The organism is Mycobacterium sp. Root265, from assembly GCF_001428895.1.
GTDB lineage: Bacteria > Actinomycetota > Actinomycetes > Mycobacteriales > Mycobacteriaceae > Mycobacterium.
In genome coordinates this window covers 512,781-536,478 of sequence record NZ_LMJA01000001.1, presented here as the reverse complement: position 1 = coordinate 536,478, position 23,698 = coordinate 512,781, and the positions used below count along the sequence as shown (strand labels likewise).

Here is a 23,698-nt window from a genome sequence, read left to right as displayed (position 1 = left end):
GTGGGGTGTGGGCAGGCACGACGGGTCCCGACCCGTTGAGGGAAAGAGAGGAAGGGGATGCCGGGCCTACACCGATCGGGGGCCGCGCCTGCCGACAGTATGTCCCACAGACCTGCATCCACGCCAGTGCCGGGAAAACAATTGTGTGATCCACGGCGACGCGTGCCACCCTTCCACGATGACGCAGTCGATGTATGTATTCCTGTGGGCGCACCCGGGCATGGAGCAAGCGCTCACCGACTACGAAGACGCGGTCCTTCGACTGGTACCCGAACACGGCGGACGCGTCGTGCACCGAACCTGGACGGATGGCAAAGAGGGCCGGCCGTTGGAGATCCAGCTGTTCGAGTGGGCGTCGGCGGCAGCGATGGAGGGGTACATGGCTGACCCGCGTCGTACTGCACTGTCAGCAGAACGGGAGCGCACGATTGCGCGGACCGAGATCGTGCCGGTGCAGCCCTGCCTACCATCGTCGTATGAGCGAGCGGCCGGCGACGACACCTGACGGGCACCATGTCGTCATCGACGGCCGCCGCTGGCGGGCGACCGATCCATCGATACCCGAGGAACGGCGTACCGAACTGGTCCGGGTGCTGATGGCGTGGCGCCGGGAGGTGCGCCGGACGAAGGGAACGCCGGAGGAATCGGCGGCCCGCGCGGGTGTGCAGGCCGCGAAGGTCGCGTTGGGGGAGCGGGGGCAACCACCCTGGTGGGAGCAGACCGACGCGCAGCGCCGAGCGCGGTGGCAGGCTCCCCTTCCGGAGCCGGCGTAACGGCTCAGTCCCAGAACGCGGTGCGTAGCCCGACGTTCTCCGCGGCGTCCTGCACGACTGTCCGAAGCGAGGGTTCCCCCACGACCAGGAGCCCTCTGCCCCGGTGCGCGGAGTCCGCGCCCAGGGCCCGGGCCATCCGGGGAAGCGGTTGCAGGTGGCGGCCGTGGGAACCGAGCACCGCATAGGTGTCGGCGACGGCGACCAGCGTCCCCCGGTTGCCGACGATCCGGCCCCAGATCCCCACGAAGTGGCCGACATCCCAGTCCGGCGGCGGGCCGCCCGTATCGTCACCGGAGCCGAGGTAACCGCGTAGGGCGCTGTCGGCGCTGTGCGAGCCCCACAGCGCGGCTGTCGCGATATTGGCGATGATGAAGGCCGGGAGGTCGGCCAGCTCGGCAAGCAGACCGCCGAGTTGTTCGGGGCGCCAAGAGCCCGACACCGGCACGGCCTCCAACCGCCCCGCAGCGAGATCTCCGACACCCGCGGCGAGGCGGCGACCACTCGTCCCGGCGTGTGCCGGCGCGGTGGCGCGCGGCAGCTGATCCCATCCCGTGCGGTTCGGCGGCTGACCGCTGGGACGCACGTCGGCATCCAAAGCCGGATGCACCTGGGTGCCGGTCGCCTCGGCGGCCTGCACCTGCGAGGGGAGCCGCCCCGGGCCAGGTGTGCCGGTGAGAAGTGCCAGCCGCGCCCAGAACGGTCCACACAACTGGTCGATCTGCGGTAATGCACGCCCGTGCTCGGTGAGGACCGGCGCCGTCCCGGCGAAAGGGACCACAAGATCCCACAACTCGCTCACTAGTAGCGCCAGCGGTGCGCAGCGACGATCTCTTCGGGACCACGGTCGGCCGCCCACGTCGCGTCGGCCCTGCGCACCGCGGTGAACGCACCCAACAGGTCTGGCCCCAGCGCCGCGGAGACGCGGGGACTCGCGTGCAGCGCTGCGATGGCCTCGGCCGAGGATCCGGGCAGCTGCGATATCCCCGCGGCGCTCCGTTGCTCCGGCGACCAGGTGCCGACGTTGTCGGCGATCGGATCCGGAAGGCTCAGGCCGTCGGCGATGCCCCCGATACCCGCCGCGATCACCGCCGCCAAGGCCAGATACGGGTTGGCCGAGGCATCCGAGGGCTTGAGTTCGATATTGGCGTGTGAAAGGCCGACGAACGGCGTGCCCGGCACCAGGCGGAGCGCAGCCTCCCGGTTCTCGATGCCCCAGTAACCGAAAGCGCTGGAGAAGTATCCGGGCCGCAGTCGCTGGAACGACACCTCGCTGGGCGCCGTGACGGCAACCAGGGCAGGGAGATCCCGTAGCAACCCGGCCACGTAGGACGCGCCGTCGACCGACATACCGTGCGGTCCGTCACCGGTGAGCAGGTTGTCCCCGGCCCGCCACACGGACGTGTGCAGATGCCATCCGTTGCCCGCGTCACCGGCGAGCACCAGCGGGCTGAAGCTCGCGCGGAAACCGTGCCGTGCCGCGGCCGCGTGAATGGTCTGTCGCGCCAGGAGCTGAAGATCGGCAGCGGTCACCGGGTCCTGCGGTGTGATGCTCAATTCGATTTGTGCGGTGCCGTATTCGGCGTGCAGTTGACCGATGGGCACTCGGTTGTCCCGCAGCTCTCGAAGCAGCTGCACCGCGAAGTCGTTGACCGAGATGAGCGCACGCGCGCTGTAGGCGGGCCCGTCGTGGGCCGGCGTGACCCCAGGGCCTGCGCCCGAACTGTCGAGAAAGAACTCGAGTTCGTAGCCGGCTTGGATCTGCAGGCCCGCGGCTTCCGCGGCGTCGACCTGCCGTTCCAGCACCCCTCGCTGATCGTAGGGCCAGGTGGTGCCGTCGGCGCCGACCTGCCGGCCGGGAACCCATGCCAGACCGGGCTGCCCGGCAAGAGGAACGCGTCTGTCTGCCACCGGAATCAGCCGGACATCGCCGCTGGCATTCGGGAGGCCGTCGTGGTCGTAGGTGATCGCATCGTGCGTGTCGAAGACGGCGAACAGGGACGTGACGCCGACGCCCTTCTCGGCCACCGAATCCCACTGGTCGACAGGAATGGTTCTGGCGCGCGGGATTCCGTTGTTGTCGGACCACACGATGGTGATGCCGACGATGTCCGATCCTTCGAGATCGGTGTCGGTGTACCCGAAGGGTTCGGTCTTGTCGCTCATACGTGTGTCGCGTCCTTCCCGGGTGCCGTTCACTTCACGTCGATTCAAACCCATAAACCCCGCGGATGCCCCCGTTAACGTCGATCAGGGGTATTCACAGACACTTTCGAGGGGGAGGGCCCGATGACGGTTGTTTCCGATACGGCATTGCAGGTCACACCACTGTCCGGGTGGGCGGGCGCGCTGATCACCGGGGTTGATCTCACAGCGCCGTTGGCGGCTGAGGACATCGCAGCGATCAACGAAGCGCTGAACCGCTGGAAGGTGGTGTTCTTCCGGGACCAGGCGCTCGACCATGCCGCCCAGATCGCGTTCGGCGCCCAGTTCGGCGACGTTACGCCGGGTCACCCGTACGAAGGTGATTCCGCGCCTGCGGGCTTCCCGCAGATCCACACCGTCTCGCCCGCGGCCTACGACCAGCGCTACGGCACGCGATACCGCAAGAAGCAGAGCCCGAACGGCCCGGGCTGGCACGCGGACGTCACGCCGTTGATCAACCCGCCATCGCATTCCATCCTGCGGGCCGAAGCTGTCCCGCCCTACGGCGGGGACACCCAGTTCGTGAACGTCGCTGCCGTTTACCAGGGCCTCAGTGGGTGGGTGCAGGAGTTCATCGATGAGCTGAACGCCGAGCACCGTTTCGGCGCAACGGTGTCCGCCGAGCGGAGCGATGAGAAGATCGGCGACCTCGTGCGCACCAACCCACTGGCATCGATCCATCCGGTGGTGCGGGTGCATCCGGTGACCGGTGAACGCGTCCTCTACGTCAACCCGTCCTTCACGCGTGAGATCGTCGAGCTGTCCCCGCGGGAGAGCCGGCATGTTCTGGACCTGCTGTTCGAGGAGATCGCGCGCCCCGAGTACTCCGTGCGATTCAAGTGGGAACCGGGCAGCGTCGCGTTCTGGGACAACCGGGCCGCGCTGCACCTGGCGCCCCGTGACTTCGAGCATGTGCAGGGCGACCGCATCCTGCATCGGATCACTTTGGTGGGAGATATCCCCGTCGGGGTGGACGGACGACAGTCGCAGTCCCTGTCCGGTGAGTTCTTCGGACCAGCCTGATATGGCGACGGTGCTCGCCAGGACGAGAGAGAAGAACCGCAGCGGGCAGCCCGTCGGCCTGGTGGACCCGCGTGCCGCGTTCACCAAACGGCAAAGCCGGCAACGTGTTCCGCGCGCGGCACAGCGAATGCTCGGACCCGTTCTGCTGGTCGCACTGTGGCAGGTCCTGTCCACCACCGGCATATTCGATGAACGGACCGTGCCGCCGCCCACCAGGGTGGTGCTGGCCGCGTACCACCTGATCGTCGAGGGCACGCTGCAGGATCACCTGTTCACCAGCGTGCTGCGGGTCGGGTACGGCCTTGTCTTCGGCATCGCACTCGGATTGTCGCTCGCCCTGGTCGCCGGTCTGTCGCGGGTCGGTGAGAACTTCGTGGACGCGAACATGGAAGTGCTGCGGGCGGTCCCGAACTTCGCGTTGGTCCCGCTGCTGATCGTGTGGTTCGGGATCAGTGAGGTCCCGAAGGTCACGCTGATCGCCTTGGCCGTGGCGGTGGCCATCTATATCAACACCTTCAGCGCGATACGCAGCGTGGACGCCGGACTGGTGGAGGCGGCGCGGTCTTTCGGGGCGCGCCGCGCGGAACTGATCCGGCGGGTGATTCTGCCGGGCTCGCTGCCGGGGTTCCTGATCGGCCTGCGATTGGCGTTGACCGCTTCGTGGTTGTCGCTGATCTTCGCCGAGACCATCAACGCCAAACGCGGTCTCGGACGGATGATGACCGATGCCAGGGAGTACTTCCAGATCGACGTCGTCTTCGTGCTGATCGCCGTGTACGCCATCCTGGGCCTGGTGTCCGTTCTGATCGTCCGATTCCTGGAGTCGCGGCTGCTCACCTGGAGGCGCGCGTATGACGGCGACTGAGGTCGGAGCCGACACCGTCGTCGTCGCCCGTGACGTCCGAAAGACATTCGGCGACAACGTCGTCCTCGATGGTTTGAGTCTGGAGATCAGGGCCGGGGAATTCGTCGCCCTGCTGGGTCGCAGCGGGTCGGGCAAGAGCACCTTTCTGCGCGCGCTCGGAGCGCTGGACGGCGACTTCGCCGGCGACGTCCGCGTCCCGCGCAAACAGGCGGTGGTCTTCCAGGATCCGCGGCTGCTGCCCTGGCAACGGGTACTGACCAACGTCTCGATCGGCTTGCCGGCGACCGCGTCAGTCAGGGCGCAGGCCCGCAAGGCGCTGGCCGAAGTCAATCTGGCCGATAAGGAACGGGCGTGGCCGCGGACATTGTCCGGCGGCGAGGCGCAACGAGTCGCCCTGGCCCGTGCCCTGGTTCGCGAACCCGAGCTGCTGCTGCTCGACGAGCCTTTCGGTGCTCTCGATGCGCTCACCAGGATCAAGATGCACGGGTTGTTGGTGGCTCTCTGTGCACGCCACAAGCCGGCGGTGCTGCTCGTCACCCATGATGTCGATGAGGCGATCCTGCTCGCAGACCGTGTGATCGTACTGACCGACGGTGCGATATCGCTGGACACCGCCGTCGAGGTGCCCACGCCGAGAGCGCGAGACTCGCACGAGTTCGCCACCCTGCGCCGCAGGCTGCTCACCGAGCTCGGTGTCACCGGCGACGTTCAGCTCTGAACAGCTCAACCCAAAGGAAAAACGACATGCCACAGCCCCATGCGCGCTGGAAACTGACGGCGCTGCTGCTGGTCCCGCTCATCGTCTCGGCGTGCGGTCTGTCCGACGACGGTGATGCCGACGCGGCCATCGACTCGGTCAAGATCGCCACCAATTCCGAGGTGCCCACGGGCACCAAGATCGTCATCGCCGAGCAGAACGCCACCCAGTCGCTGCCGTGGAACCTCGCCGACGCCGGCAAGGACGCGCCGTATGAGGTCGAGTTCGCCGACTTCAGCGGTGGCGCAGCGGTTATCGAGGCGTTGCGCTCGGGCGCCGCCGACATCGGCTCGATCGGCGAGGCACCGGTACCCATCGCGGTGGACAGCGGCGTCACCGATATCGTCACCATCGGACTCCAGGCCAACCCCGGCACCAGCGGCGGCTACTTCCTGGTGGCCAAGCCCGACAGCGGCATCGACAGCATCGAGGACCTCCGCGGCAAACGGGTGGCCTACCCGCCGGGTTCCGGCCGGCACATGGTCACCGCCGCGCTGCTGAAACAGCACGGCCTTGATCTCCAACACGATGTTCAACCCGTGGAACTCGCAGGCGCCGAGGTCGTGCCGACGTTCGCCGCCGGTGCGGTGGAGGCGGCCATCGTGCTGGGCAACCAGTACTACCAACTGGGGGAGCCGCCGATCCTCGGTGACGGCAAGGGCATCAACACCGGCATCCAATCTCTCATCGTGCGCCGGGACACCCTGGACGACCCGGCCAAGGTCGCGGCCATCGGCGATTATCTGGGCCGCGCCATCGCGGCGAACAACTGGAAGGACAGTCACGCCGACGAATGGATCAACGCCTACTACGTCGAGCAGCAGGGCATCACCTTCGATCAGGGCAAGAAACTCTACGAAGAAGACGGCATCGCGTCGTACTACCCGATCGACGACGATTCGACGCGGCTGTTCCAGACGGTGGCCGACGGCCTCTTCGACACCGGAACCACCAAGACCCATGTCGATGTCGCGCCGTACGTGGACGGCCGATACAACGCCATCGTCGAAGCGCAGAACGAACTCGACGGCGTCACGCCCAAACCCGTCGACTCCTGACCAGAAAGGCACACTCACATGACCCAGGTAGCCCAGACGATCGACGTTCGCCCGCAGTCCGGTTGGGCGGGAGCCGAAATCCACGGCATCGACCTCACCAGACCGCTCGACACGCAGCAGGTCGCACAGGTCCGGGCCGCCCTGCTCAGGTGGAAGGTGGTGTTCTTCCGCGACCAGTTCATCGACCACGCCGACCACCTGCGGTTCGCGTCCGCGTTCGGGGCGCCCACCCCGGCGCACCCGCTGTTCGATTCGATCCCCGACCCCCACTATCCGACCATCTACCCGATCTTCCGGGACCGATTCACGTCGCGCTACGGCGCGACCCGGGGGTTCGACAAGCCGAACTGGCATGCCGATGTGACGGCCGCGATCAACCCGCCTGCGGCATCGATCCTGCGCGCCGAGGTGATACCGCCGTACGGCGGAGACACCCAGTGGTCCAACACGGTTGCGGCCTACGACGGACTGTCGGCACCGGTGCGCCGGCTCGCCGACAAGCTTCGCGCCGTGCACCGCTTCTCGCCGCCGGACGGCACCACCGCCACCGAGGACTATGAGCGACGCGTCGCCCGCCGACCTCTGGTCAGCGAGCATCCGGTCGTCCGGGTGCACCCCGAAACGGGGGAGCGGGCGTTGTATGTCAACCCCGGTTTCACCACACACATCGTGGACGTCTCGCCGCACGAGAGCCGCCGGCTGCTGGGGCTGCTCTATGACGAGTTGACCAAACCCGAGTACACGGTGCGATTCAAATGGGAGCCCGGCAGCATCGCGTTCTGGGACAACCGGTCTGCGGTGCACCTGGCACCCAGCGACCTGACCCTGGAGCACGACCGCAGGCTCTACCGGGTGACCCTGGTGGGCGATGTGCCCGTCGGCCCGGACGGGCGTAGCTCCACTGCACTCGACGGGGAGCCCTTCGACGCCAACTGAAATGGGTCAGCGCCGGTACTCCTTCAGCGCGGCGGCGTCGAGCTTCTCGTAGGCCAGCCACATGTCGCGGCCGAGCGCGCGCAGGCCGTCGGCGTTGTAGTGCCGGTCGACGTGGCTGTTGAACGAGTTGCGATTGCCGGGCACAAACGCCGTCCGCGGCTTACGGTTCGGGGTGTCCTCGTGCACCGCATTGATCACCGTGTAGTCCTTGCCGCTCAGTTCCATCTCCTCGGGCACCATGCCGCCGAGGATGATCGGCGTCTCGCCGCCGTACCGGGCCCGCAGATCATCGAACAGCGCATCCAGTTTGCGCTGGTACTCCGGGCCGGGGGTCAACGGCACATCGGATTCACCCTGGTGCCACAGCACGACGGCGACGGTGCTGCCCGGATTCTGTGCCAGCGCAGCGTCGATGGAGCGGACCGCCTCGCGGTAGAGATTGCGCCGGGTCTTGGTGTCCGCGATGTCCCACGTGTAGCCGTTCTTCGGGTGGAACGAGGTGTCGCCGCGGGCGCAGGGCACCAGGAGCACCGCGCGGTTGGTCGCCTCGGTCAGTGCCTTCCCGAACGTCACACCGAAACCGACACGGCGCGAGGGCGTTTCGTGTACCAGCGGGTCCGCACCAAGGATGACGGTGTTCTTCGACGGACCGCTGTTGGCCCACTGGTGCACATGTGGGTGTGGTTTGTCGGCTCCCTCCGGGTCCAGCGGCAGGCCCATCCCGAAGGCGTTGGACTGGCCCAGGATCGGCACCACCAGGTACGGCTCGCCGGGTGGCGTCACCGCGATGCCCTTCGGGGCGATCCGGCGTTTGACGAAGCATTTCAGCTCGAAGGCCGCCCGCTTCCACAGCGGGGCGTCGCCATCGGGATTGCGGGGCGTGCGCATGGCCAGGACAGTACAACTGCCTCGACTGCGCCACATCTGAACCCGGGAGGTGTGCGCGGCACGGCTTGTTGACACCTGTCGAGTGGCGCGTACTCTTTTCTGACTACATGCGTTGTCTAAATTCGCTCAAAGGGGAGCATCGATGACTGTGGGCGTCCCGACCCGGCACCCCGCCGGACCTCGTCCGGTGCCGGGCATGATCAAGCTGCTGGCCGTTGGCCTGGGCATAGGCAAGCCGGATGAGCGGCAGTGGCGTCGGCTGGGGGAGCGCCTCACGGTCGGCGACGAGCCGATGGATCGCCTGCTGGACTGGATGGTGGCCACCGGACTGTCGCAGACCCGTCCGCTGTTCGACCGGGCCTTGTCGGAAGGCATCGCGAGTGTGCCGGAAGCGCCGCAGCCGCTCCGGGACTTCTTCTCCGCGGTGGAGACGCCGCCGAAGTGGGTCGATCCCGAGCTGATCCGGCGCGGGCAGCGAGCGATGCGACGAGGCGGCGCCGATGGCATGTATGTGGCGCGCGATGTGTCCTTGCTGGGCGGATACCAGTTCTCCGGCTTCAACAAGACCCTGCTGCGCACCGGCGCCCTGGAGAAGGGGTCCAACAAGCGTTTTGCCGAGACCATGCAGTGGGCGATGGATGTCATCGCCGAAGACGGCCTCGAGCCACTGGGGGTCGGCTACCGGTCCACCATCCGGGTCCGGCTGATCCATGCCTTCGTGCGCAGACATGTTGGTGCGATGCCGGATTGGCGCCCCGACGAGTGGGGTGTGCCGGTCAACCAGACCGACATGGCGGCCACCTTGATCGGTGCGCTCATTGCCCCGCCGGCGGCGAGTCTGGGTATGGGAATCCTCACCGCACCTGAGGATCTGGATGCCGTCGCGCATCTGACCCGTTATGTCGGCTGGCTCATCGGCGTCGAGGACGAGTGGTTGCCGCACAGCTTCCGCGGCGGCATCCGGGTGCTATACCACACCCTCACCGCGCTCTCGGCGCCCGACGAGTCGACGCGCCAGCTGGCCGCTCCGATGGCAGACGATCCGCTGGCCTGGCATTTCGAGAGCTTGCCTGCGTTGCGACGACGGCTGGCCCGGGCACAGCATCTGTCGGTGACCAGCGCCTTCCTGGGGCCGCGGGCGATGCGGATGCTGGGACTTCCCGCCTTCGTGCCGCCGTGGTATCCGCTGCTCAAATTGCCGGTCAACGTGGCGCGCAGCGCGGTGGACCTGGCGCTACCCGGCGGCATGGACCGTGCCGCGCGTCGCGGGCAGCGCGAGCAGGCCACGCTGCTTCGCACCATGATCGGCGAAAGCCAGGTGGCCGTGGGGGATTCGGCGGCACACGTGAGCAGGGGCGTGGCGTGAAGCCCGTCGTTGTTTAGCAACGCCGCCATCTTGGGCACCCCGCGGGTATGAGCAACGAAGCAAAGGTCACCGTCGAACGAACGATCACCGCGCCCGTCGACGCGGTGTTCAACATCCTTTCCAACCCCGAGAAGCATCAGGCACTTGACGGCTCCGGGTTCGTCCGCAGCGTGGACCACGCGGATCGGATTCAGAAGGTCGGCGAGGTGTTCACGATGAACATGCAGGGCGACCACATGGGCGGCGAGTACAAAACCGACAACCACGTGACCGGGTACGTCAAGGACAAGCTGTTGGCCTGGAAGACCGCACCCGCGGGCACCGAGCCTCCCGGGTGGGAGTGGTTGTGGGAGCTGGAGCCGCAGGGCCCGGACGAGACGCTCGTCCGCCACACCTACGACTGGTCCAAGGTCACCGACAAGAAGCTGCTCGAAAAGGTGAAGTTCCCGCTCGTCACGCAGGATCAGCTCGAGGACACCCTCGCCCGCCTGGCGACCGAGACAACGTCGTCCTGATGTCCTGAGACGGGTCGGTCAGCCGCGTCCGGTCTTGTCCTGAAGCTCATCGATCAGCTGTGACGCTTCGGCCTTTGTCACGTCCTCGGGAACCTCGCTATCGGCCTCCTGGGCCAAGGTGTGCAGGTAACTGCGCTGTGCGCCCGTCATCGGTTCGTCGCCCGTCACCCACTGCGACGGATCCTTCTCGGCGTTCTCATGGGGTGCTGGTGTCGTGTCATTGCTCATGACCGACGAATGCCCGTCGCAAGTATGTTCGAAACCTCGGGATCGAGTTACCCGATGACGGGGAACCGGCGATCGCGGGCCAGCTCATCCAGCGCGCGCTGCATCACCGTTCGGACGTGGTCGTCCACCTCGTCGATATCGGGGTCGTCGCCGAATTGCTCGGTCACGTCGATGGGGTCCAGCACGCGCATGACGATTTTGGACGGCAGCGGAATGTTCGCCGGCAGCACGGTGGTCAGCCCGAACGGCAGGCCGAAGGTCAGGGGGAGTGCCTTGAACCGGATCCGGTGCAGTCCGAGGCGTCGCGCCAGACCGTCGCCCCGGGCCAGGAACCACTGGGTTTCCTGACCGCCGATCGACACCATCGGGACGATCGGCACGCCCGCCTGGACCGCGGTGCGCACGTATCCGGTGCGGCCCTCGAAGTCGATGACGTTGGCGGACTCCGACGGACGGAACGCGTCGTAGTCGCCGCCGGGGAACACCAAGACCACCGCATCGGAGCGCAACGCTGCCGCCGCGTTGTCGGGGGTGGCCTCGATGGCGCCGGCCTGCGACAACGCCGAACCCCACGGGCCCATCAACACCCCGTAGTGCGCCAAGATGTGTAGCGGCCGGTCATAGCCGAACGCGTGGTAGAAGGCCGGGGCGAAGATCAGCACGTCGGGGGTGAGCACACCACCGGAGTGATTCGAGACGACCAGAGCACCGCCCACTGCAGGCACTTTCGCGAGTTCCTTGACCTCCGCCCGGAAATAGCGCGTGACGATCGGCCCGATCACATTGCTGATCCGGCGTGCCACCGAGGGATCCCACTTGGCGATCTCGCTGTCTGTGTCGCTCATGGCCGCTTCCCCGTCCGCGCCGACAACGTTGTGACCGGGCGCACAGAGCGGGATGCCCTGTCCCGGACGACTTCAACCGTCGGCATGCCCGGGGACGTCCAGAAATAAGGCAACTAAACGGTTGCCTTATTGGCGTGTCTGTGTTCGACTCAAAGGCAACAGGGAGGTTGCCTATGAGTACGGATCGGATCGAGAAGCAGGCGCTGCTGAAGGCACCGATCGCTCGCGTGTGGGACGCGATCAGCGATTCCCGGAAGTTCGGGACGTGGTTCGGCATGGAGATCGACGGGCCCTTTGTCGCGGGCGGACAGGTGTCGGGGCGGATCACCGAGACGTCGGTCGACGACGAGATCGCGGAGAAGCAGCGCCCCTACGTCGGTGAACCGGTGACCTTGTGGATCGTCAGCGTCGAGCCACAGCGCCGGTTCGCGTTCCGGTGGAATGCGTTGCCTGGCCCCGAATTCGCGGATCTGACCACTTTGGTGGAGTTCACGCTCACCGAGGACGGCGACGGGGTGCTTCTGCAGATCGTGGAGTCCGGCTTCGACACGCTGCCGGATGAGCACCGGGACAAGACGTTTCAGGGGAACAGCGAAGGGTGGGCCATCCAGGTCCAGCTCGTGGCCAAGTACCTGGTCCTGGAAACCGGCGCATGACCTCCGCCACTGCGGTGGCATCGGTGTTCGATGCGCTCGGCGACCCGAACCGGCTGCGGATCGTGATCGGGCTGTGCGACACCGGGCCGCGATCTACTCTGCAAGTGGCGCAGGGTATTTCGCTGAGCAGGCAGGCCGCCACAAAGCACTTGGAGTTACTGCTGGCGGCGGGGGTGGTCAGTAGCGCCAAACATGGCCGCGAGCGCGTGTGGACCGTGCAGCCGCAACCGCTCACCGCGGCCGGCGACTACCTGACGACGCTGTCTGCCAGCTGGGATCAGGCCATTCAGCGGTTGCGGCGGTTCGTCGAGGACTGAGCCGTCCGAGGCCCGGTCAGCTTCTTCGGTTGCGGGTGAGGCTGGGCATGAGCACGTCGTCGACCAGCGACACCACGGTTTTCCTGGTCGGGGGGCGTCCCGACACGAGGAAGCGGAAAACCAGGTAACCGGCGAGCAGATCGTGGAGCTCACCGGTGACCACTTCGGCGTCGATCTCGCCGCGTTCGACGGCGGCGGAAAGGACCTCGTCGAACACCTTGCGGCGCTGGAGGACGAACTCGGTTTCGAACGCCTCGGCCAGTTCCGGGCTGCGGTCGAGTTCCATGAGGACGGCGCGCATGGTGCTGGCGTGCTCGGAGGACTGCTCGCAGATCACGGTGCCGATGTGGAGCAGGTCCCCGCGCAACGACCCAGTACGCGGCGCAACCTCTGAACAGTTGGTGCCCTCGATGAACGCGGCGAGCACGAGTCGTTCCTTGGACGGCCACCGCCGGTACATCGTCGCCTTGCTCGAGCGCGCCTCGGTGGCCACCGCTTCGACGGTCAACCGGTCGTAGCCGTTCTCCTGCAGAAGGCGCAGCGTGACAGCGAGTAGCTCGGCCTCGCGCTCGTTCCAACGCGGTTTGGCGCCGGTGGACTCGCGATGGGTCGACATCAGAGTTCCATGTCTCCTTCGGTATTTCAGCGGTTGCACCTCACCGAACGGTACCGTACCGTTTCGCTGGGCGCGCTTCCGCTGGATGTCAACCGATCGAGGGGCGGCAGGCCTTGCGCGTCACAAAGTCGAGGGGCTGCTCAGTGGTGGGTTTCAGATGATCGGTGTGATGAAACGTCACTGGACGGTACTGGTGGCCGTGATCGTCGTAGCGATCGTTTCTTTCAGCGTGTACCGGTTACACGGCGTCTTCGGCTCGACTGATGAGACATCGCGACCGGCCGCCGATTCCCTTGAGAACACCGGTTATAACCCGAAGCGCGTCCTCTTCGAGGTCCTCGGGAGCCCCGGTTCGACGGCCACGATCAACTTCCTCGACGAGCATGCTCAGCCGCAGCGCGTCGACAACGCCCCGCTGCCGTGGTCACACAATCTGACCACCGACGACCCGACGCTCTTCGCGGACCTGCGCGCGCAGGGCGACTCCACCCCGATCACGTGCCGGATCACCGTCAACGACATCGTCAAGGACGAGAGGTCCACCAGCAACGTGAACGGATACATCGCCTGCCTGGACAAGTCGGCATGACCGAGCATCGCGAACAGGACCCGCTCGTGCACTCCCGGCCGGCCCGTCTCATCCGGGTGCTGGCGCTGCCGATCCTGCTGATCTGGGTCGCCATCGCCGTACTGACGAATGCGCTTTCCCCTCAGTTGGAAGTGGTCGGCGCCGAACGTTCGGTTGCGATGAACGCATCTGACTCGCCGTCGATCATGGCAATGCGGCATATCGGGCAGAAGTTCGAGGAGTTCGAATCGGACAGCGCGGCCATGATCGTGCTCGAGGGCGACAACCCGCTGGGCCAGGACGCGCACGACTTCTACGACGTCCTCGTCAAGAAGCTCAACGAGGACACCCGCCACGTCGAGCACGTGCAGGACTTCTGGGGAGACCCGCTGACGGCGGGCGGCTCGCAGAGCAAGGACGGCAAGGCCGCCCTGGTTCAGGTCTACCTGCGCGGCAATCAGGGTGAGGCGCTGTCCAACGAATCCGTGGACAGCATCCGCAACATCGTGCAGGAGACGCCCGCACCGCCGGGGGTCAAGGCGTACGTGACGGGCGCCGCGCCGCTGATCACCGACAACTTCGAGGTGGGCAACGAGGGCACCCACATGGTCACCGCGATCACCTTCGCGGTCATCGCCCTGATGCTGCTCGTCGTCTACCGCTCGATCGTGACCATGCTCATCATGCTCGTGGTGGTGGCCGTCGAGCTGATGGCGGCCCGCGGCGTGGTCGCGACGCTCGCCCACGAGGGTGTGATCGGTCTGTCCACCTACGCCACGAATCTGTTGACGCTGTTGGCGATTGCCGCAGGCACCGACTACGCCATCTTCGTGGTCGGCCGCTACCAGGAAGCTCGTTCGCGGGGGCTGGAGCGCGAAGCGGCCTACTACGACATGTTCCGCGGGACCGTGCACGTCATCGTCGGTTCGGGCCTGACCATCGTCGGCGCAGTGGCATGTCTGTACTTCACCCGCCTGCCGTACTTCCAAACCCTGGGTGTGCCTGCCGCATTGGGCGTCCTGGTGACATTGGTGGCGGCGCTGACGCTCGGGCCCGCCGTGCTGGTGATCTGCGGTCGGTTCGGCCTGCTGGAACCCAAGCGCAAGGTGCGCGCCACCGGATGGCGCCGCATCGGCACGTCGATCGTGCGGTGGCCCGGCCCCATCCTGGTCGTCTCGCTGGCGATCGCCGCCATCGGCGTTCTGGCGCTACCGGGGCTCAAGATCAGCTACGACGGGCGGCCGTATCTTCCCGACACCGCACCGGCCAACGTCGGTTATGCGGCGGCGGAACGGCACTTCTCCGAGGCCCGGCTCAATCCGGAACTTCTGATGCTCGAGTCCGACCACGACATGCGTAACCCCGCAGACATGCTGATTCTGGAGCGCGTGGCCAAGGCCGTGCTGCACACCCCGGGCATCGCCCTGGTGCAGTCCATCACGCGCCCGCTGGGCACACCGATCACGCACAGCTCCATACCCTTTCAGATCAGCGCGCAGAGTGCCGGTCAGATCATGAACCTGAGCTATCAGGAGGATCGGGCCCGCGACATCCTGAGTCAGGTGGACCAGACCAGTAGGTCCATCAACATCCTCGAACAGCAGCTCAGACTCCAGCAGGCCAGCGCCGCCGCCACCGACGAACAGGTCCAGGCGTTCCACGAAACCGTCGAGACCATCAACGAGGTGCGGGACAACCTCGCCAACTTCGACGACTTCTTCCGGCCCCTGCGCAACTACTTCTACTGGGAACCGCACTGCTTCGACATACCGTCGTGCGCGGCGCTCAGGTCGGTGTTCGACTCACTCGACGGCATCTCCCAACTCGCCGACCAGTTCGGCACGATCACGGCCAGCCTGGACAAGCTCAACGCCCTGCAGCCGCAACTGGTATCCCTGATCCCACCGCAGATCGAGGTGCAGGAGGCCAATCGGGATCTGCTGCAATCGAATTACGCCACCACCGGCGGCACCAACACGCAGAGTCAGGAGGCGTTGGAGAACGCGACGGCACTGGGCAAGGCGTTCGACGACGCAAAGAACGACGATTCGTTCTACCTGCCGCCGGAGGCGTTCGACAACGCCGACTTCAAGCGTGGCCTCAAACTGTTCATGTCGCCGGATGGCAAGGCCGCGCGCATGACCATCACACACGAGGGCACTCCCGCTACGCCGGAGGGTATTTCACACATCGATGCGTTGCGGAATTCCGCGTTCGATGCCTTGAAGGCGACACCGCTGTCAGATGCCAAGATCTATGTGGCGGGCACCGCTTCGACATACAAGGACGTGCAGGAGGGTTCGACGTACGACCTGATGATCGTCGCGCTGGCGGCGATCGCCTTGATCCTGCTCATCATGGTCTTCATCACCCGCAGCGCGGTTGCCGCCGTGGTGATCGTCGGCACCGTCGTGTTGTCGCTCGGGGCGTCGCTGGGGCTCTCGGTTCTGCTGTGGCAGTACATCTTGGGCATCGAGCTCTACTGGATCGTCCCGGCGCTGGCGATCATCTTGTTGCTCGCGGTGGGGGCGGACTACAACCTGCTGTTGATCTCCCGGTTCAAGGAGGAGGTCGGCGCCGGACTGAATACGGGCATCATCCGCGCCATGGGCGGCACCGGAGCGGTCGTCACGGCCGCCGGGCTGGTGTTCGCCGCCACCATGGCGTCGTTCGCGTTCAGCGATCTGATCGTCCTGGGTCAGATCGGCACCACGATCGCACTGGGCCTGGTGTTCGACACATTGATCGTGCGGTCGTTCATGACGCCGTCCATCGCGGCGATGCTGGGCCGCTGGTTCTGGTGGCCACTGAACATCCGGCCGCGACCCGCGAGTCGGATGCTGCAGCCCTACGGCAATCGCGCCGTCGTTCGGCGACTGCTGGAGGCCGAACCGCCGGAGACCGACGGACACGATCCGGCCTGAATCACGGCCTGGTTCTGGCGCGTACGTGTGCTGCGAACCGCCGGCCGATCCGCTCATGAGCTTGTGGGCCGGGATGCAGTTTGTCGGCGAGCGGGAATTCGGCGAAGTCGTCGGGTCCGTACAGCGTCAATCCGTCGACGTAGTGGATGTGCGGGTCGCCGGCCGACCGTTGATGCACGATGGCCGCGAGCTCGCGACGGGTGACGGCCAGGGTGAGTTTGCCCGCCGCGGTCTCCGCAGGATCACCGGTTGCGACGAATGCCATTGTGCCGCTGCTGAAATCGGGGGCAAGCGGTCCCGGGGTATCTTCGTGGATGGGGCAGTACACGGCGGATACGACGACGATCGGAGTCGTCGGGTGGCCATCCCGGATGGTGTCCAGGAATCCGTGAACGGCCGGCCCGAAGCCGCGCAGGCGCATCAGGTCGGCGTTGACCACGTTGATACCGATCTTGATGCTGATCAGTTCAGCCGGAGTATCGCGCATTGTGCGTGCGGTGAATGGATCCAGCAGGGCCGCGCCGCCCATGCCGAGGTTGATCAGTTCGACGTCGGCGCCGGCGGCGGCCAGTGCGGGCCAGGTACCGGTGGGGTGAAGCGCGTTGGAGCCGTGGCTGATGGAACTGCCGTGATGCAGCCAGATGGGCCGGGTGATGGGGCAGGGTTCCACCGGGTGGTCGCTCCGCAGGGCGATCAGTTCGGTGGTTTCGTTGTGGGGCAGCCAGATCTCGACGGTCTTGTGGCGATCGGGGAGATCGGCGAAGCGGATGGTGCCGGGTGCGCCGGGCAGCAGTTCCTCGGTACCGGTGGCGGCGTCCTTCATCAGGACGTTGCCGCCGGTCAGGCCGGCCTGCGCTGCGAGCCGGCCGTCGATCAGCAGGTCGTAGACGCCATCGGGGCGCATCGGGAGGCCGCGGTAGGCCGGACGGGTGCGCAGCGCATCGAGCTCCAACACTGTCGACCGGGTCCGAAACACCAAACGGCAACCAGCGGGCTGGGATTCGGCCATCGCCAGCTGGGGGTCCGCGCATTGCGCACGAGCCCAGCCGGGCAACCGGTGTGGAAGCAGACCGTGCGCTGTCGGCTCGAGTTCGCACGCGCCGCGCAACAGGTCCATCGAGATCGGGGTGGTGATGGTGGCCGGCATGGCCGCAGTGCTCCGTTCAGTTGGCTGGCGCAGGGACTGTTTCTTCCAGCATCACATGCTGATCGATCGAAGACTGTACGTCCGGACCGGACCTGCCGTCGTCGCCCGGCACTGCGAGAACAGCGGTTCGGACTTTGCTTCGTCCAACAGGACTTCGACCGCGCCCGTGTCGGCAGCCAGGACAACCCGGACCACTCCATCGTCAGCGTCGACGGTGACCGGGGTGAACGCGTCGATCCGGTCGTCGCCATAGGCTTCGCGGGCGAAATGTTGTGCGGCCTGCACGGTGTGGGGGACCGAGGTGCGACCGCGCAGGTACTGGTCGTCGAGTCTACCGTCGAAGTACAGCCGTACGAATTCGGCAGCGTCGGTGCTGTCGGCCCGGCCATAGCAGAGACCCTCCGGCAGGATCAGCATGGTTGCGGCAAACCGATCGCCACCCAAATGGGAACACTCCCAGACGATTTCGGGATATGACTCGGCGATGGCGGCTGCGGCAACCCGGCCGCGCACCGCGCAGCACTGATCGTGTTTGCCGTGCGCGCAGACAGCCACGATCGGGTCTTCTGACCGGATGCCGTCGCCGCCGTCGAGATCGAGGTCCAGGTAGTCGCGTGCGTCACTGACCTCGCCGTGAAAAAGAGCGTGATCGCCGACCGCGGACTTCGCCACAAACCACCGCCATCGCGGGCTCGAGGACCGGCGGCCGTGTCGCCGGATTGCGGCGATGCGCATCCCCGCCGATTCGGCACGGCGCACGATGGCACGCCCCAAAGTGGGGTCGATAGAGCCGGGTGACTGCAGGAAGGCCGACGGACCCCAACCACCTTCCAGTTCGAGCAGCAGCCAGGACGCGCCCGCCGAGGCGGTGCCGTACATCGGCTCGTGGCGAGCCAGGGACTGATCGCTGCATGGCGGGCGTTTTGCAGGCGTCACCGGCTCAGCCTAGGCATGGCCCTGCTGGGCAGGGGAGGGCACCAGCACGCCTTCGCGAAGTAGTCGTCGAATCAGCACCGTGCCATCGGCGGCGTCCATGCCGGTGAGTGCCGCTGCCTCGGCGTTCCTGCCACTGCTGAGTTCCTGCAACGCGGCCAGGCACACAGCGGGGAATCGTATGGTCTTGTCCGCCAAGCTCAGAGCCACCCGGCCGTCGGGTTCCTCGGTGATAGTGGCGATCATGCCGCGGCGCCATCGAACTCGCACCCGGTCGGCCTGCTCAGCGGCGCGCAACACCGCGAGTGGACGAACCGCCTCGGCGCGAGTCTGTGACCCGTATTTGGTGATCAACCGCTCGGCGGCGGTGGTGCTCAGCATCTCCGCGTTGTCGCGGAGGTGGTCGACGATCTGGGCGATGACTTTGGTGGCGGTTGCCGCTACTTCGTCGTTGTCGGCCGGGTTGATACCCAGGGGGAGCGGCGCCCGGAACTCCTCGACAGCGCCGAGTTGGTCGAGTACCGCGCGTGCGATATCGAAGCCCGTCGTCGTCGCCACGCCGATCGTCAGGTGAATCGATGTCGTGTCCAACGCTTGCGCCGCGTGCACCCACCCGCGTGGCAGGTAGAGCGCGTCGCCTTCGGACAGTTCGACGTCGATGACCGGATCGCCGGTGACCCGCTGGGCGATCTGGTCGCGGTGATCGGTCCACGGCTGCGAGGGCAGCGGATGACGGTGCACAGGCTCGTGCACGATCCACCGCTTGGTGCCCGAAACCTGGAGAACGAACACGTCATGGACGTCGTAGTGGAAGTCGAAGCCGCGGTTGCCCGGTGGCGTGATGTAGGCATTTGCCTGGACGGGATGGCCGATGTCGTCGACAGCGTCGCGGACGAAGTCGATCAGCGGCGGCCAGAGCCGGTGCAGCCCTTGGAGAACGACGGTGGCGCCCGAACCGAGCTGGTCGAGTACCTTGGCCGAGTCGACCTGGTCGGCGATTTCCGCGCCGAAGCCGGCCGGCCCGAGGTAGCAGTCCTTGGCGAGGACCTGGCCTTCCTTGGCCAACCGGATGAACGGCGCGCGTACCCCGCGCTCTGCGATGAGCTCGTCGACCATCTCGGGTGACAACAGGTCGCAGAAATCGCGGGGTAGCGCACCGGAGCGGCTCAGCAGCGGCTTTTGCCCCCAATGCTCGGTGGCGAAAACATCGGTGTCGATGCCTATGCAACGGCTGAGCATGATGGACTCTCAGGCGGTGCCGTCSGCGCCRCCGTCGTGGCCTTCGGGGTTGCTGCCGCCGTCGGCCGGGCCTTCGCCGCCGGCGGTGCCGTCCGCGCCACCGTCGTGGCCTTCGGGGTTGCTGCCGCCGTCGGCCGKGCCTTCGCCGCCGTCTGCGGGCGAGGTGCTGATGTCATTGTCGTCGAGCGCCATGTGAGTCTCTTTCCAATGTGATCCCCATGGGGATTGCCTTCGCTTCCGCATCGCGCAAGCGTGCGCAGGCTGTGCGCCTCGACGGATTGCCCCTCGCAGCGTGACTCGAAACGCCAGGGTTGGCTTACCTGCTCACCCGTTGTCCCGCCAGGTGAGCACCTCCTTGAGAGACGTCAGGTCATAACCGTCGTCGGCGGTGAGTTCGGTCTGGAACAACGTGACGCCGACCTCGCGGAAGGCGTCGGCGCTGCCGGCGTTCGTCCAGAGCGTCGAGCGTTCGATATCGGCGCCGTTGCGGCCGAACGTCGCTGCCAGCTCATCGACGCGCTCGCTGGATCTGCGGAAAGCATCGAGATCCTGGAATGCGTGCCAGATGTCGGCGTGCCGGGCAACGGCGGGCAGCGAGCGCTTGGGTCCCGTGCCGCCGATGAGGATCGGCAGCTTGCGCACCGGCGGCGGAATCAATTCAGCGAGCCGATTTTCGATGCGGATCAGACTCTCGTCGAACAGATCGAAACGGGAGCCGAAGGTTCCGAAGTCGTAACCGTAAGTCGTGTAGTCCTTTTCATACCACCCCGCGCCGAGGCCGAGGATGAGCCGGCCGCCGCTGATGTGGTCGACGGTGCGTGCCATGTCGGCGAGCAGGTCCGCGTTGCGGTAGCCGACGCCGGTGACGAGGAGCCCGATCTCAGCGTGTGAGGTGATCTCACCCCACGACGCGAGCGCGGTCCAACCCTCGAAGTTCGCGACATCGGGCTGCTCGTCGAACATGACGGGCTTGCCATCGACGATGCCCTTCATGGCCGGGCGGTGGAAATGGTCATAGCCGAAGATGACGTCGACGCCGAGGTCGTCGGCGGCCAGGACAGCCTCGCGCCAGGTGCGGTAGTCGGGTGTGCCGCCGGGCTGGATCTGTACGGCGACGCGGATGGGACGGGTCATGGATGCTCCTGAGTCGGGGGAGGGCGACTCTTGGGCCAAGTTCACCGGGCCCAGTGTTTATTCCGGACCGCGAAGGGACGCGAACGGTTCAGCCAGATTTGACCGACACCGACGAAGGACGCGAGAGTGAGGCCATGATGACGATCACATACCGTCACAAGGCAGTCGTCGGCTTGGCCGTCGTCGCATTGATCACCGTGGGCTGCAGCAATGGCAGTAGCGTCGACGCGTCGGCGCCGCCGCAGGTCGGGTTGATCGCCACCTCCGAGGCCGAAGCCCCGCCCGCCGAAGTGAAGCTCATCGGGGAGCGGGACGTCGAGGTGACGCTGACCGGTCCGATTGCGACCAAGTACGCATCGGCCACCGAATATCAGCGGCAGGCTCTCGGTAAGCCACTGACGGGTGACCGCAATGCGGGGGCTCGGGAGAGCGGTGTGCTGTTCCAGCAATTTCAGGGCGGCGTAATCACTGCCAAGAACGGCGAAGCGGGCACGCCTGGGTACATCACCTGGGGCAAGATCCGGGAGGCCTGGAATGTCCCGCGTGACCCGGAGGGCGTGCCTGCGGTCACCGGCGAGAACGGCTCAGTGGGTCCGCTGGGCGCACCCACCAGCGACGAGGACACCGTCGGCGATCTCCTGGTGACGACCTTCGAACACGGCAAGATCGAGTACGACGCGAAAACGGATCAGGTCGAGGTGACGGTCAACGACAAGGTCGTACCGGCCGGGCTCTAACTCATCCCAGGATTGCCCGCGCGGCGCGTTCGGCGATCAGCATGACCGGCGCGTTGGTGTTCCCGGACGTGATGGTGGGCATGGCCGACGCATCGACCACCCGCAGGCCGGCGACGCGGTACACGCGACAATCGGTGTCGAGCACCGTGGCGGCCGACCGCGGCAGACCACGGGTGTCGAAAGCTCCCATCGCGCAGGTGCCCACCGGATGAAAGATGGTGGTACCGAGTTCGCGGGCCGCCTGCTGCAGGTCTTCGTCGGTCACCAATTGCGGGCCGGGAAGCAGTTCTTCTGGGCGATACCGGGCCAGCGAGGGCGCCGCCATGATCTGCCGGGTCATCCTCAGGCCCCGCACGGCGACTTCACGATCGGCGTCGGTGGACAGGTAGTTACAGGTGATCTTGGGGTTGGTCAGCGGATCGGCACCGGCTATCCGCACATGACCTCGCGAGCTGGGTCGCAGATTGCAGACCGAGGGAGTGATGGCTCCAAACGGGTGCAGCGGTTCGCCGAACTTGGTCAGGGACAAGGGCTGCACGTGCCACTCCAAATTCGGACTGGCCAACGCGGGATCGCTCTTGGCGAAAGCTCCCAGCGTGGAGGGCGGCATGGTCATGGGTCCTGAACGCAGCAGCAGGTACTGAAGTCCCATGCCTGCACGGGTGATCCAGTTCCGGTACAGCGTGTTGACGGTCCGGGCGCCCCGCACCCGGTAGACCGTTCGCAGCTGCAGGTGATCCTGGAGGTTTTCGCCCACGCCCGGCAGATCGACGGCCACCGGCACCTGGTGCTGGGTGAGCAGCCCGGCCGGGCCCAGACCAGAGGCCTGCATGAGCTGCGGTGACCCGATCGCTCCGGCGCTCAGGATCACCTCCCTGCGCGCATGGATGTCGACGAGCTGGCCGTCCTTGAGCAGCTGCACACCGGTGGCGCGGCGCTGAGCCGTCATCCAGGCACCGCGACGCTGATCGTCGTGGACCTCGTCGTCCATCAACAGCTTTACGGCTTGAGCGTGGGTGTAGACGGTGAGATTCGGTCGGTGGGCGACGGGATGCAGGAAGGCATCGGCCATCGACCAGCGACGGCCGCGTCGTTGATTGACATGAAAGTAGGCACTGCCGGAATTGTCTCCCCGGTTGAACTCGTCGATCGGGTCGATGCCCACCTGGGCAGCGGCGGCCTGCCAGGCATCCAAGATCTTCCAGCGCACCCGCGGCCGCTCGACGGCGATCTCACCACCGGCACCGTGCCAGTCGTCGGCTCCGCCGAAGTAGTCTTCCAATTCTTTGTAGATCGACAATGTCTCCCCGGAGCCGTCCCACCGCCAACGGTCGTCACCGGTGGCTTGGGCCCACAGCTCGTAATCGGTTGCCTGTCCACGCATGTGGATCATGGCGTTGATCGACGAGCTGCCACCGATGACGCGGCCGCGCGCGTAATGAATGGTGCGGTCGGCCAGACCCGTGTCGGCCTCAGTGGTGAAGCACCAGTCGGTGCGGGGGTTGGCGATGGTGTACAGGTAGCCCACCGGGATCTTGATCCAGAACCAGTCGTCTTTGCCGCCGGCCTCGATCAACAGCACGCGGTGATCGGGGTTGGCGCTGAGACGGTTGGCGAGCAGGCAGCCCGCACTACCTGCTCCCACGATGACGAAGTCGAATTCGGTGGCGGGGCTCATCTTCCTCCATGCGTCGGTGCGGCAACCGACGATCGCACATGTGCGAGGACACCGAGACCCTTCGGTCACATAGACGGGTGGCCCCGGCGGTCAGTCAGCCTCGTTCACGTCACCGGGATGCGGGACATTTTCGTCATCGACATAGGGTGCGTGATCGGTGTCGACCTGGCTGTGGTCGCGCGGACCCTCGTTGGCTCCCTGGGACTCAACTGCATCCGCTGCGTCACTGGGCATTGTCATCGTCGGATCCTCCGGGTTCGGTGGCGGGCTGGGCCCGCCGGAATGTTCGCCGG

General features: G+C 66.3%; 27 protein-coding genes. 14 read left to right on the top strand and 13 right to left on the bottom strand.

The genetic code is table 11. The annotated features are described in order from the left end of the window. Positions 1 to 178 precede the first annotated feature (178 nt). Positions 179 to 505, top strand: a complete 327-nt coding sequence (locus tag ASE48_RS02445) for a hypothetical protein (protein ID WP_057165594.1) — start codon at positions 179 to 181, stop codon at positions 503 to 505. Further along, positions 477 to 773, top strand: a complete 297-nt coding sequence (locus ASE48_RS02440) for a hypothetical protein (RefSeq protein ID WP_057165387.1) — start codon at positions 477 to 479, stop codon at positions 771 to 773. Before ASE48_RS02445 ends, ASE48_RS02440 begins: the two co-directional genes overlap by 29 nt. A 4-nt stretch (positions 774 to 777) precedes the next feature. Here the strand turns inward: ASE48_RS02440 and ASE48_RS02435 are convergent, their stop codons facing one another. Continuing rightward, entirely contained in the window at positions 778 to 1,572 is a 795-nt protein-coding gene (locus ASE48_RS02435) for a DUF6885 family protein (RefSeq protein ID WP_057165386.1), read from the bottom strand. Next, positions 1,572 to 2,936 carry a glutamine synthetase family protein gene (locus tag ASE48_RS02430; protein ID WP_057165593.1) on the bottom strand — a complete coding sequence of 455 codons (1,365 nt, stop codon included), beginning with the start codon at positions 2,934 to 2,936 and terminating at the stop codon, positions 1,572 to 1,574. The genes ASE48_RS02435 and ASE48_RS02430 overlap by 1 nt, the downstream gene beginning before the upstream one ends. A 123-nt stretch (positions 2,937 to 3,059) precedes the next feature. Here ASE48_RS02430 and ASE48_RS02425 point away from each other — a divergent pair, with 123 nt between their 5' ends. From ASE48_RS02425 to ASE48_RS02405, 5 genes are read left to right on the top strand one after another with little or no spacing between them, the layout of a single operon-like run. Next, positions 3,060 to 3,998 carry a TauD/TfdA dioxygenase family protein gene (locus tag ASE48_RS02425; protein ID WP_057165385.1) on the top strand — a complete coding sequence of 313 codons (939 nt, stop codon included), beginning with the start codon at positions 3,060 to 3,062 and terminating at the stop codon, positions 3,996 to 3,998. Next, positions 3,976 to 4,863: an ABC transporter permease gene (locus ASE48_RS02420; RefSeq protein WP_235570637.1), complete on the top strand. Its 888-nt coding sequence runs from the start codon at positions 3,976 to 3,978 to the stop codon at positions 4,861 to 4,863. Before ASE48_RS02425 ends, ASE48_RS02420 begins: the two co-directional genes overlap by 23 nt. After that, positions 4,850 to 5,581, top strand: a complete 732-nt coding sequence (locus ASE48_RS02415) for an ABC transporter ATP-binding protein (RefSeq protein ID WP_057165383.1) — start codon at positions 4,850 to 4,852, stop codon at positions 5,579 to 5,581. Before ASE48_RS02420 ends, ASE48_RS02415 begins: the two co-directional genes overlap by 14 nt. 26 nt (positions 5,582 to 5,607) lie before the next feature. Continuing rightward, on the top strand, positions 5,608 to 6,678 hold the full coding sequence (locus tag ASE48_RS02410; protein WP_057165382.1) for a PhnD/SsuA/transferrin family substrate-binding protein: 1,071 nt from the start codon (positions 5,608 to 5,610) through the stop codon (positions 6,676 to 6,678). 18 nt (positions 6,679 to 6,696) lie between these two features. Next, positions 6,697 to 7,614: a TauD/TfdA dioxygenase family protein gene (locus tag ASE48_RS02405; RefSeq protein ID WP_057165381.1), complete on the top strand. Its 918-nt coding sequence runs from the start codon at positions 6,697 to 6,699 to the stop codon at positions 7,612 to 7,614. Between the two features lie 6 nt (positions 7,615 to 7,620). Here ASE48_RS02405 and ASE48_RS02400 read toward each other — a convergent pair whose 3' ends face one another. Next, positions 7,621 to 8,502: a sialate O-acetylesterase gene (locus ASE48_RS02400; RefSeq protein WP_082613938.1), complete on the bottom strand. Its 882-nt coding sequence runs from the start codon at positions 8,500 to 8,502 to the stop codon at positions 7,621 to 7,623. A 142-nt stretch (positions 8,503 to 8,644) separates the two neighbouring features. Between ASE48_RS02400 and ASE48_RS02395 the strand changes: the two genes are divergently transcribed. Beyond that, positions 8,645 to 9,868 carry an oxygenase MpaB family protein gene (locus ASE48_RS02395; protein ID WP_057165380.1) on the top strand — a complete coding sequence of 408 codons (1,224 nt, stop codon included), beginning with the start codon at positions 8,645 to 8,647 and terminating at the stop codon, positions 9,866 to 9,868. Between the two features lie 47 nt (positions 9,869 to 9,915). After that, entirely contained in the window at positions 9,916 to 10,383 is a 468-nt protein-coding gene (locus tag ASE48_RS02390) for an SRPBCC family protein (protein WP_057165379.1), read from the top strand. Between the two features lie 18 nt (positions 10,384 to 10,401). Here ASE48_RS02390 and ASE48_RS02385 read toward each other — a convergent pair whose 3' ends face one another. After that, on the bottom strand, positions 10,402 to 10,611 hold the full coding sequence (locus ASE48_RS02385; protein ID WP_057165378.1) for a DUF3072 domain-containing protein: 210 nt from the start codon (positions 10,609 to 10,611) through the stop codon (positions 10,402 to 10,404). A gap of 47 nt (positions 10,612 to 10,658) precedes the next feature. Continuing rightward, positions 10,659 to 11,456 (bottom strand): lysophospholipid acyltransferase family protein, encoded by a 798-nt coding sequence (locus ASE48_RS02380; protein ID WP_057165377.1) that lies wholly within the window; start codon positions 11,454 to 11,456, stop codon positions 10,659 to 10,661. A gap of 173 nt (positions 11,457 to 11,629) precedes the next feature. On the opposite strand from ASE48_RS02380, the gene ASE48_RS02375 reads away from it, so the two are divergent. Then, complete coding sequence (locus tag ASE48_RS02375) at positions 11,630 to 12,112, top strand: SRPBCC family protein (RefSeq protein ID WP_057165376.1); 483 nt, start codon at positions 11,630 to 11,632, stop codon at positions 12,110 to 12,112. Continuing rightward, on the top strand, positions 12,109 to 12,429 hold the full coding sequence (locus ASE48_RS02370) for an ArsR/SmtB family transcription factor (RefSeq protein WP_057165375.1): 321 nt from the start codon (positions 12,109 to 12,111) through the stop codon (positions 12,427 to 12,429). The genes ASE48_RS02375 and ASE48_RS02370 overlap by 4 nt, the downstream gene beginning before the upstream one ends. 16 nt (positions 12,430 to 12,445) lie before the next feature. On the opposite strand, the gene ASE48_RS02365 is transcribed toward ASE48_RS02370, so the two are convergent. Then, complete coding sequence (locus tag ASE48_RS02365; protein ID WP_057165374.1) at positions 12,446 to 13,045, bottom strand: TetR/AcrR family transcriptional regulator; 600 nt, start codon at positions 13,043 to 13,045, stop codon at positions 12,446 to 12,448. Between the two features lie 157 nt (positions 13,046 to 13,202). Here ASE48_RS02365 and ASE48_RS02360 point away from each other — a divergent pair, with 157 nt between their 5' ends. Both ASE48_RS02360 and ASE48_RS02355 read left to right on the top strand, forming a co-directional pair. After that, positions 13,203 to 13,634 carry an MmpS family transport accessory protein gene (locus ASE48_RS02360; protein ID WP_057165373.1) on the top strand — a complete coding sequence of 144 codons (432 nt, stop codon included), beginning with the start codon at positions 13,203 to 13,205 and terminating at the stop codon, positions 13,632 to 13,634. Then, on the top strand, positions 13,631 to 16,537 hold the full coding sequence (locus ASE48_RS02355; RefSeq protein ID WP_057165372.1) for an MMPL/RND family transporter: 2,907 nt from the start codon (positions 13,631 to 13,633) through the stop codon (positions 16,535 to 16,537). The genes ASE48_RS02360 and ASE48_RS02355 overlap by 4 nt, the downstream gene beginning before the upstream one ends. Position 16,538: 1 nt before the next feature. On the opposite strand, the gene ASE48_RS02350 is transcribed toward ASE48_RS02355, so the two are convergent. The 5 genes from ASE48_RS02350 to ASE48_RS02330 form a co-directional block, all read right to left on the bottom strand. Beyond that, positions 16,539 to 17,684 carry a GDSL-type esterase/lipase family protein gene (locus ASE48_RS02350; RefSeq protein WP_057165371.1) on the bottom strand — a complete coding sequence of 382 codons (1,146 nt, stop codon included), beginning with the start codon at positions 17,682 to 17,684 and terminating at the stop codon, positions 16,539 to 16,541. Positions 17,685 to 17,735: 51 nt separating this feature from the next. Further along, on the bottom strand, positions 17,736 to 18,620 hold the full coding sequence (locus ASE48_RS02345) for a sucrase ferredoxin (RefSeq protein WP_057165370.1): 885 nt from the start codon (positions 18,618 to 18,620) through the stop codon (positions 17,736 to 17,738). Between the two features lie 9 nt (positions 18,621 to 18,629). Then, entirely contained in the window at positions 18,630 to 19,856 is a 1,227-nt protein-coding gene (locus ASE48_RS02340) for a cupin domain-containing protein (protein ID WP_057165369.1), read from the bottom strand. Between the two features lie 9 nt (positions 19,857 to 19,865). Beyond that, positions 19,866 to 20,048 (bottom strand): hypothetical protein, encoded by a 183-nt coding sequence (locus ASE48_RS02335; protein ID WP_057165368.1) that lies wholly within the window; start codon positions 20,046 to 20,048, stop codon positions 19,866 to 19,868. A 132-nt stretch (positions 20,049 to 20,180) separates the two neighbouring features. Continuing rightward, positions 20,181 to 20,990, bottom strand: coding sequence for an LLM class F420-dependent oxidoreductase (locus ASE48_RS02330; protein WP_057165367.1), 810 nt, complete (start codon positions 20,988 to 20,990; stop codon positions 20,181 to 20,183). Positions 20,991 to 21,124: 134 nt separating this feature from the next. Between ASE48_RS02330 and ASE48_RS02325 the strand changes: the two genes are divergently transcribed. Beyond that, entirely contained in the window at positions 21,125 to 21,727 is a 603-nt protein-coding gene (locus ASE48_RS02325) for an LGFP repeat-containing protein (RefSeq protein ID WP_057165591.1), read from the top strand. Position 21,728: 1 nt separating this feature from the next. Here ASE48_RS02325 and ASE48_RS02320 read toward each other — a convergent pair whose 3' ends face one another. Further along, a complete protein-coding gene (locus ASE48_RS02320) occupies positions 21,729 to 23,405 on the bottom strand; it encodes a GMC family oxidoreductase (protein WP_057165366.1) in 1,677 nt (558 codons plus the stop codon). Between the two features lie 90 nt (positions 23,406 to 23,495). Next, the gene (locus ASE48_RS33055; protein WP_200962038.1) at positions 23,496 to 23,645 is read right to left on the bottom strand and encodes a hypothetical protein; all 150 of its coding nucleotides are present in this window, start codon (positions 23,643 to 23,645) and stop codon (positions 23,496 to 23,498) included. Positions 23,646 to 23,698: the final 53 nt, after the last annotated feature.

Bases quoted from the DNA above. Each gene is read 5' to 3' on its own strand.
- ASE48_RS02445 (WP_057165594.1), top strand. From the start codon at position 179: ATGACGCAGTCGATGTATGTATTCCTGTGGGCGCACCCGGGCATGGAG.
- ASE48_RS02440 (WP_057165387.1), top strand. From the start codon at position 477: ATGAGCGAGCGGCCGGCGACGACACCTGACGGGCACCATGTCGTCATC.
- ASE48_RS02430 (WP_057165593.1), bottom strand. From the start codon at position 2,936: ATGAGCGACAAGACCGAACCCTTCGGGTACACCGACACCGATCTCGAA.
- ASE48_RS02425 (WP_057165385.1), top strand. From the start codon at position 3,060: ATGACGGTTGTTTCCGATACGGCATTGCAGGTCACACCACTGTCCGGG.
- ASE48_RS02415 (WP_057165383.1), top strand. From the start codon at position 4,850: ATGACGGCGACTGAGGTCGGAGCCGACACCGTCGTCGTCGCCCGTGAC.
- ASE48_RS02410 (WP_057165382.1), top strand. From the start codon at position 5,608: ATGCCACAGCCCCATGCGCGCTGGAAACTGACGGCGCTGCTGCTGGTC.
- ASE48_RS02405 (WP_057165381.1), top strand. From the start codon at position 6,697: ATGACCCAGGTAGCCCAGACGATCGACGTTCGCCCGCAGTCCGGTTGG.
- ASE48_RS02400 (WP_082613938.1), bottom strand. From the start codon at position 8,502: ATGCGCACGCCCCGCAATCCCGATGGCGACGCCCCGCTGTGGAAGCGG.
- ASE48_RS02395 (WP_057165380.1), top strand. From the start codon at position 8,645: ATGACTGTGGGCGTCCCGACCCGGCACCCCGCCGGACCTCGTCCGGTG.
- ASE48_RS02390 (WP_057165379.1), top strand. From the start codon at position 9,916: ATGAGCAACGAAGCAAAGGTCACCGTCGAACGAACGATCACCGCGCCC.
- ASE48_RS02385 (WP_057165378.1), bottom strand. From the start codon at position 10,611: ATGAGCAATGACACGACACCAGCACCCCATGAGAACGCCGAGAAGGAT.
- ASE48_RS02380 (WP_057165377.1), bottom strand. From the start codon at position 11,456: ATGAGCGACACAGACAGCGAGATCGCCAAGTGGGATCCCTCGGTGGCA.
- ASE48_RS02375 (WP_057165376.1), top strand. From the start codon at position 11,630: ATGAGTACGGATCGGATCGAGAAGCAGGCGCTGCTGAAGGCACCGATC.
- ASE48_RS02370 (WP_057165375.1), top strand. From the start codon at position 12,109: ATGACCTCCGCCACTGCGGTGGCATCGGTGTTCGATGCGCTCGGCGAC.
- ASE48_RS02365 (WP_057165374.1), bottom strand. From the start codon at position 13,045: ATGTCGACCCATCGCGAGTCCACCGGCGCCAAACCGCGTTGGAACGAG.
- ASE48_RS02360 (WP_057165373.1), top strand. From the start codon at position 13,203: ATGATCGGTGTGATGAAACGTCACTGGACGGTACTGGTGGCCGTGATC.
- ASE48_RS02355 (WP_057165372.1), top strand. From the start codon at position 13,631: ATGACCGAGCATCGCGAACAGGACCCGCTCGTGCACTCCCGGCCGGCC.
- ASE48_RS02350 (WP_057165371.1), bottom strand. From the start codon at position 17,684: ATGCCGGCCACCATCACCACCCCGATCTCGATGGACCTGTTGCGCGGC.
- ASE48_RS02340 (WP_057165369.1), bottom strand. From the start codon at position 19,856: ATGCTCAGCCGTTGCATAGGCATCGACACCGATGTTTTCGCCACCGAG.
- ASE48_RS02330 (WP_057165367.1), bottom strand. From the start codon at position 20,990: ATGACCCGTCCCATCCGCGTCGCCGTACAGATCCAGCCCGGCGGCACA.
- ASE48_RS02325 (WP_057165591.1), top strand. From the start codon at position 21,125: ATGATGACGATCACATACCGTCACAAGGCAGTCGTCGGCTTGGCCGTC.
- ASE48_RS02320 (WP_057165366.1), bottom strand. From the start codon at position 23,405: ATGAGCCCCGCCACCGAATTCGACTTCGTCATCGTGGGAGCAGGTAGT.
- ASE48_RS33055 (WP_200962038.1), bottom strand. From the start codon at position 23,645: ATGACAATGCCCAGTGACGCAGCGGATGCAGTTGAGTCCCAGGGAGCC.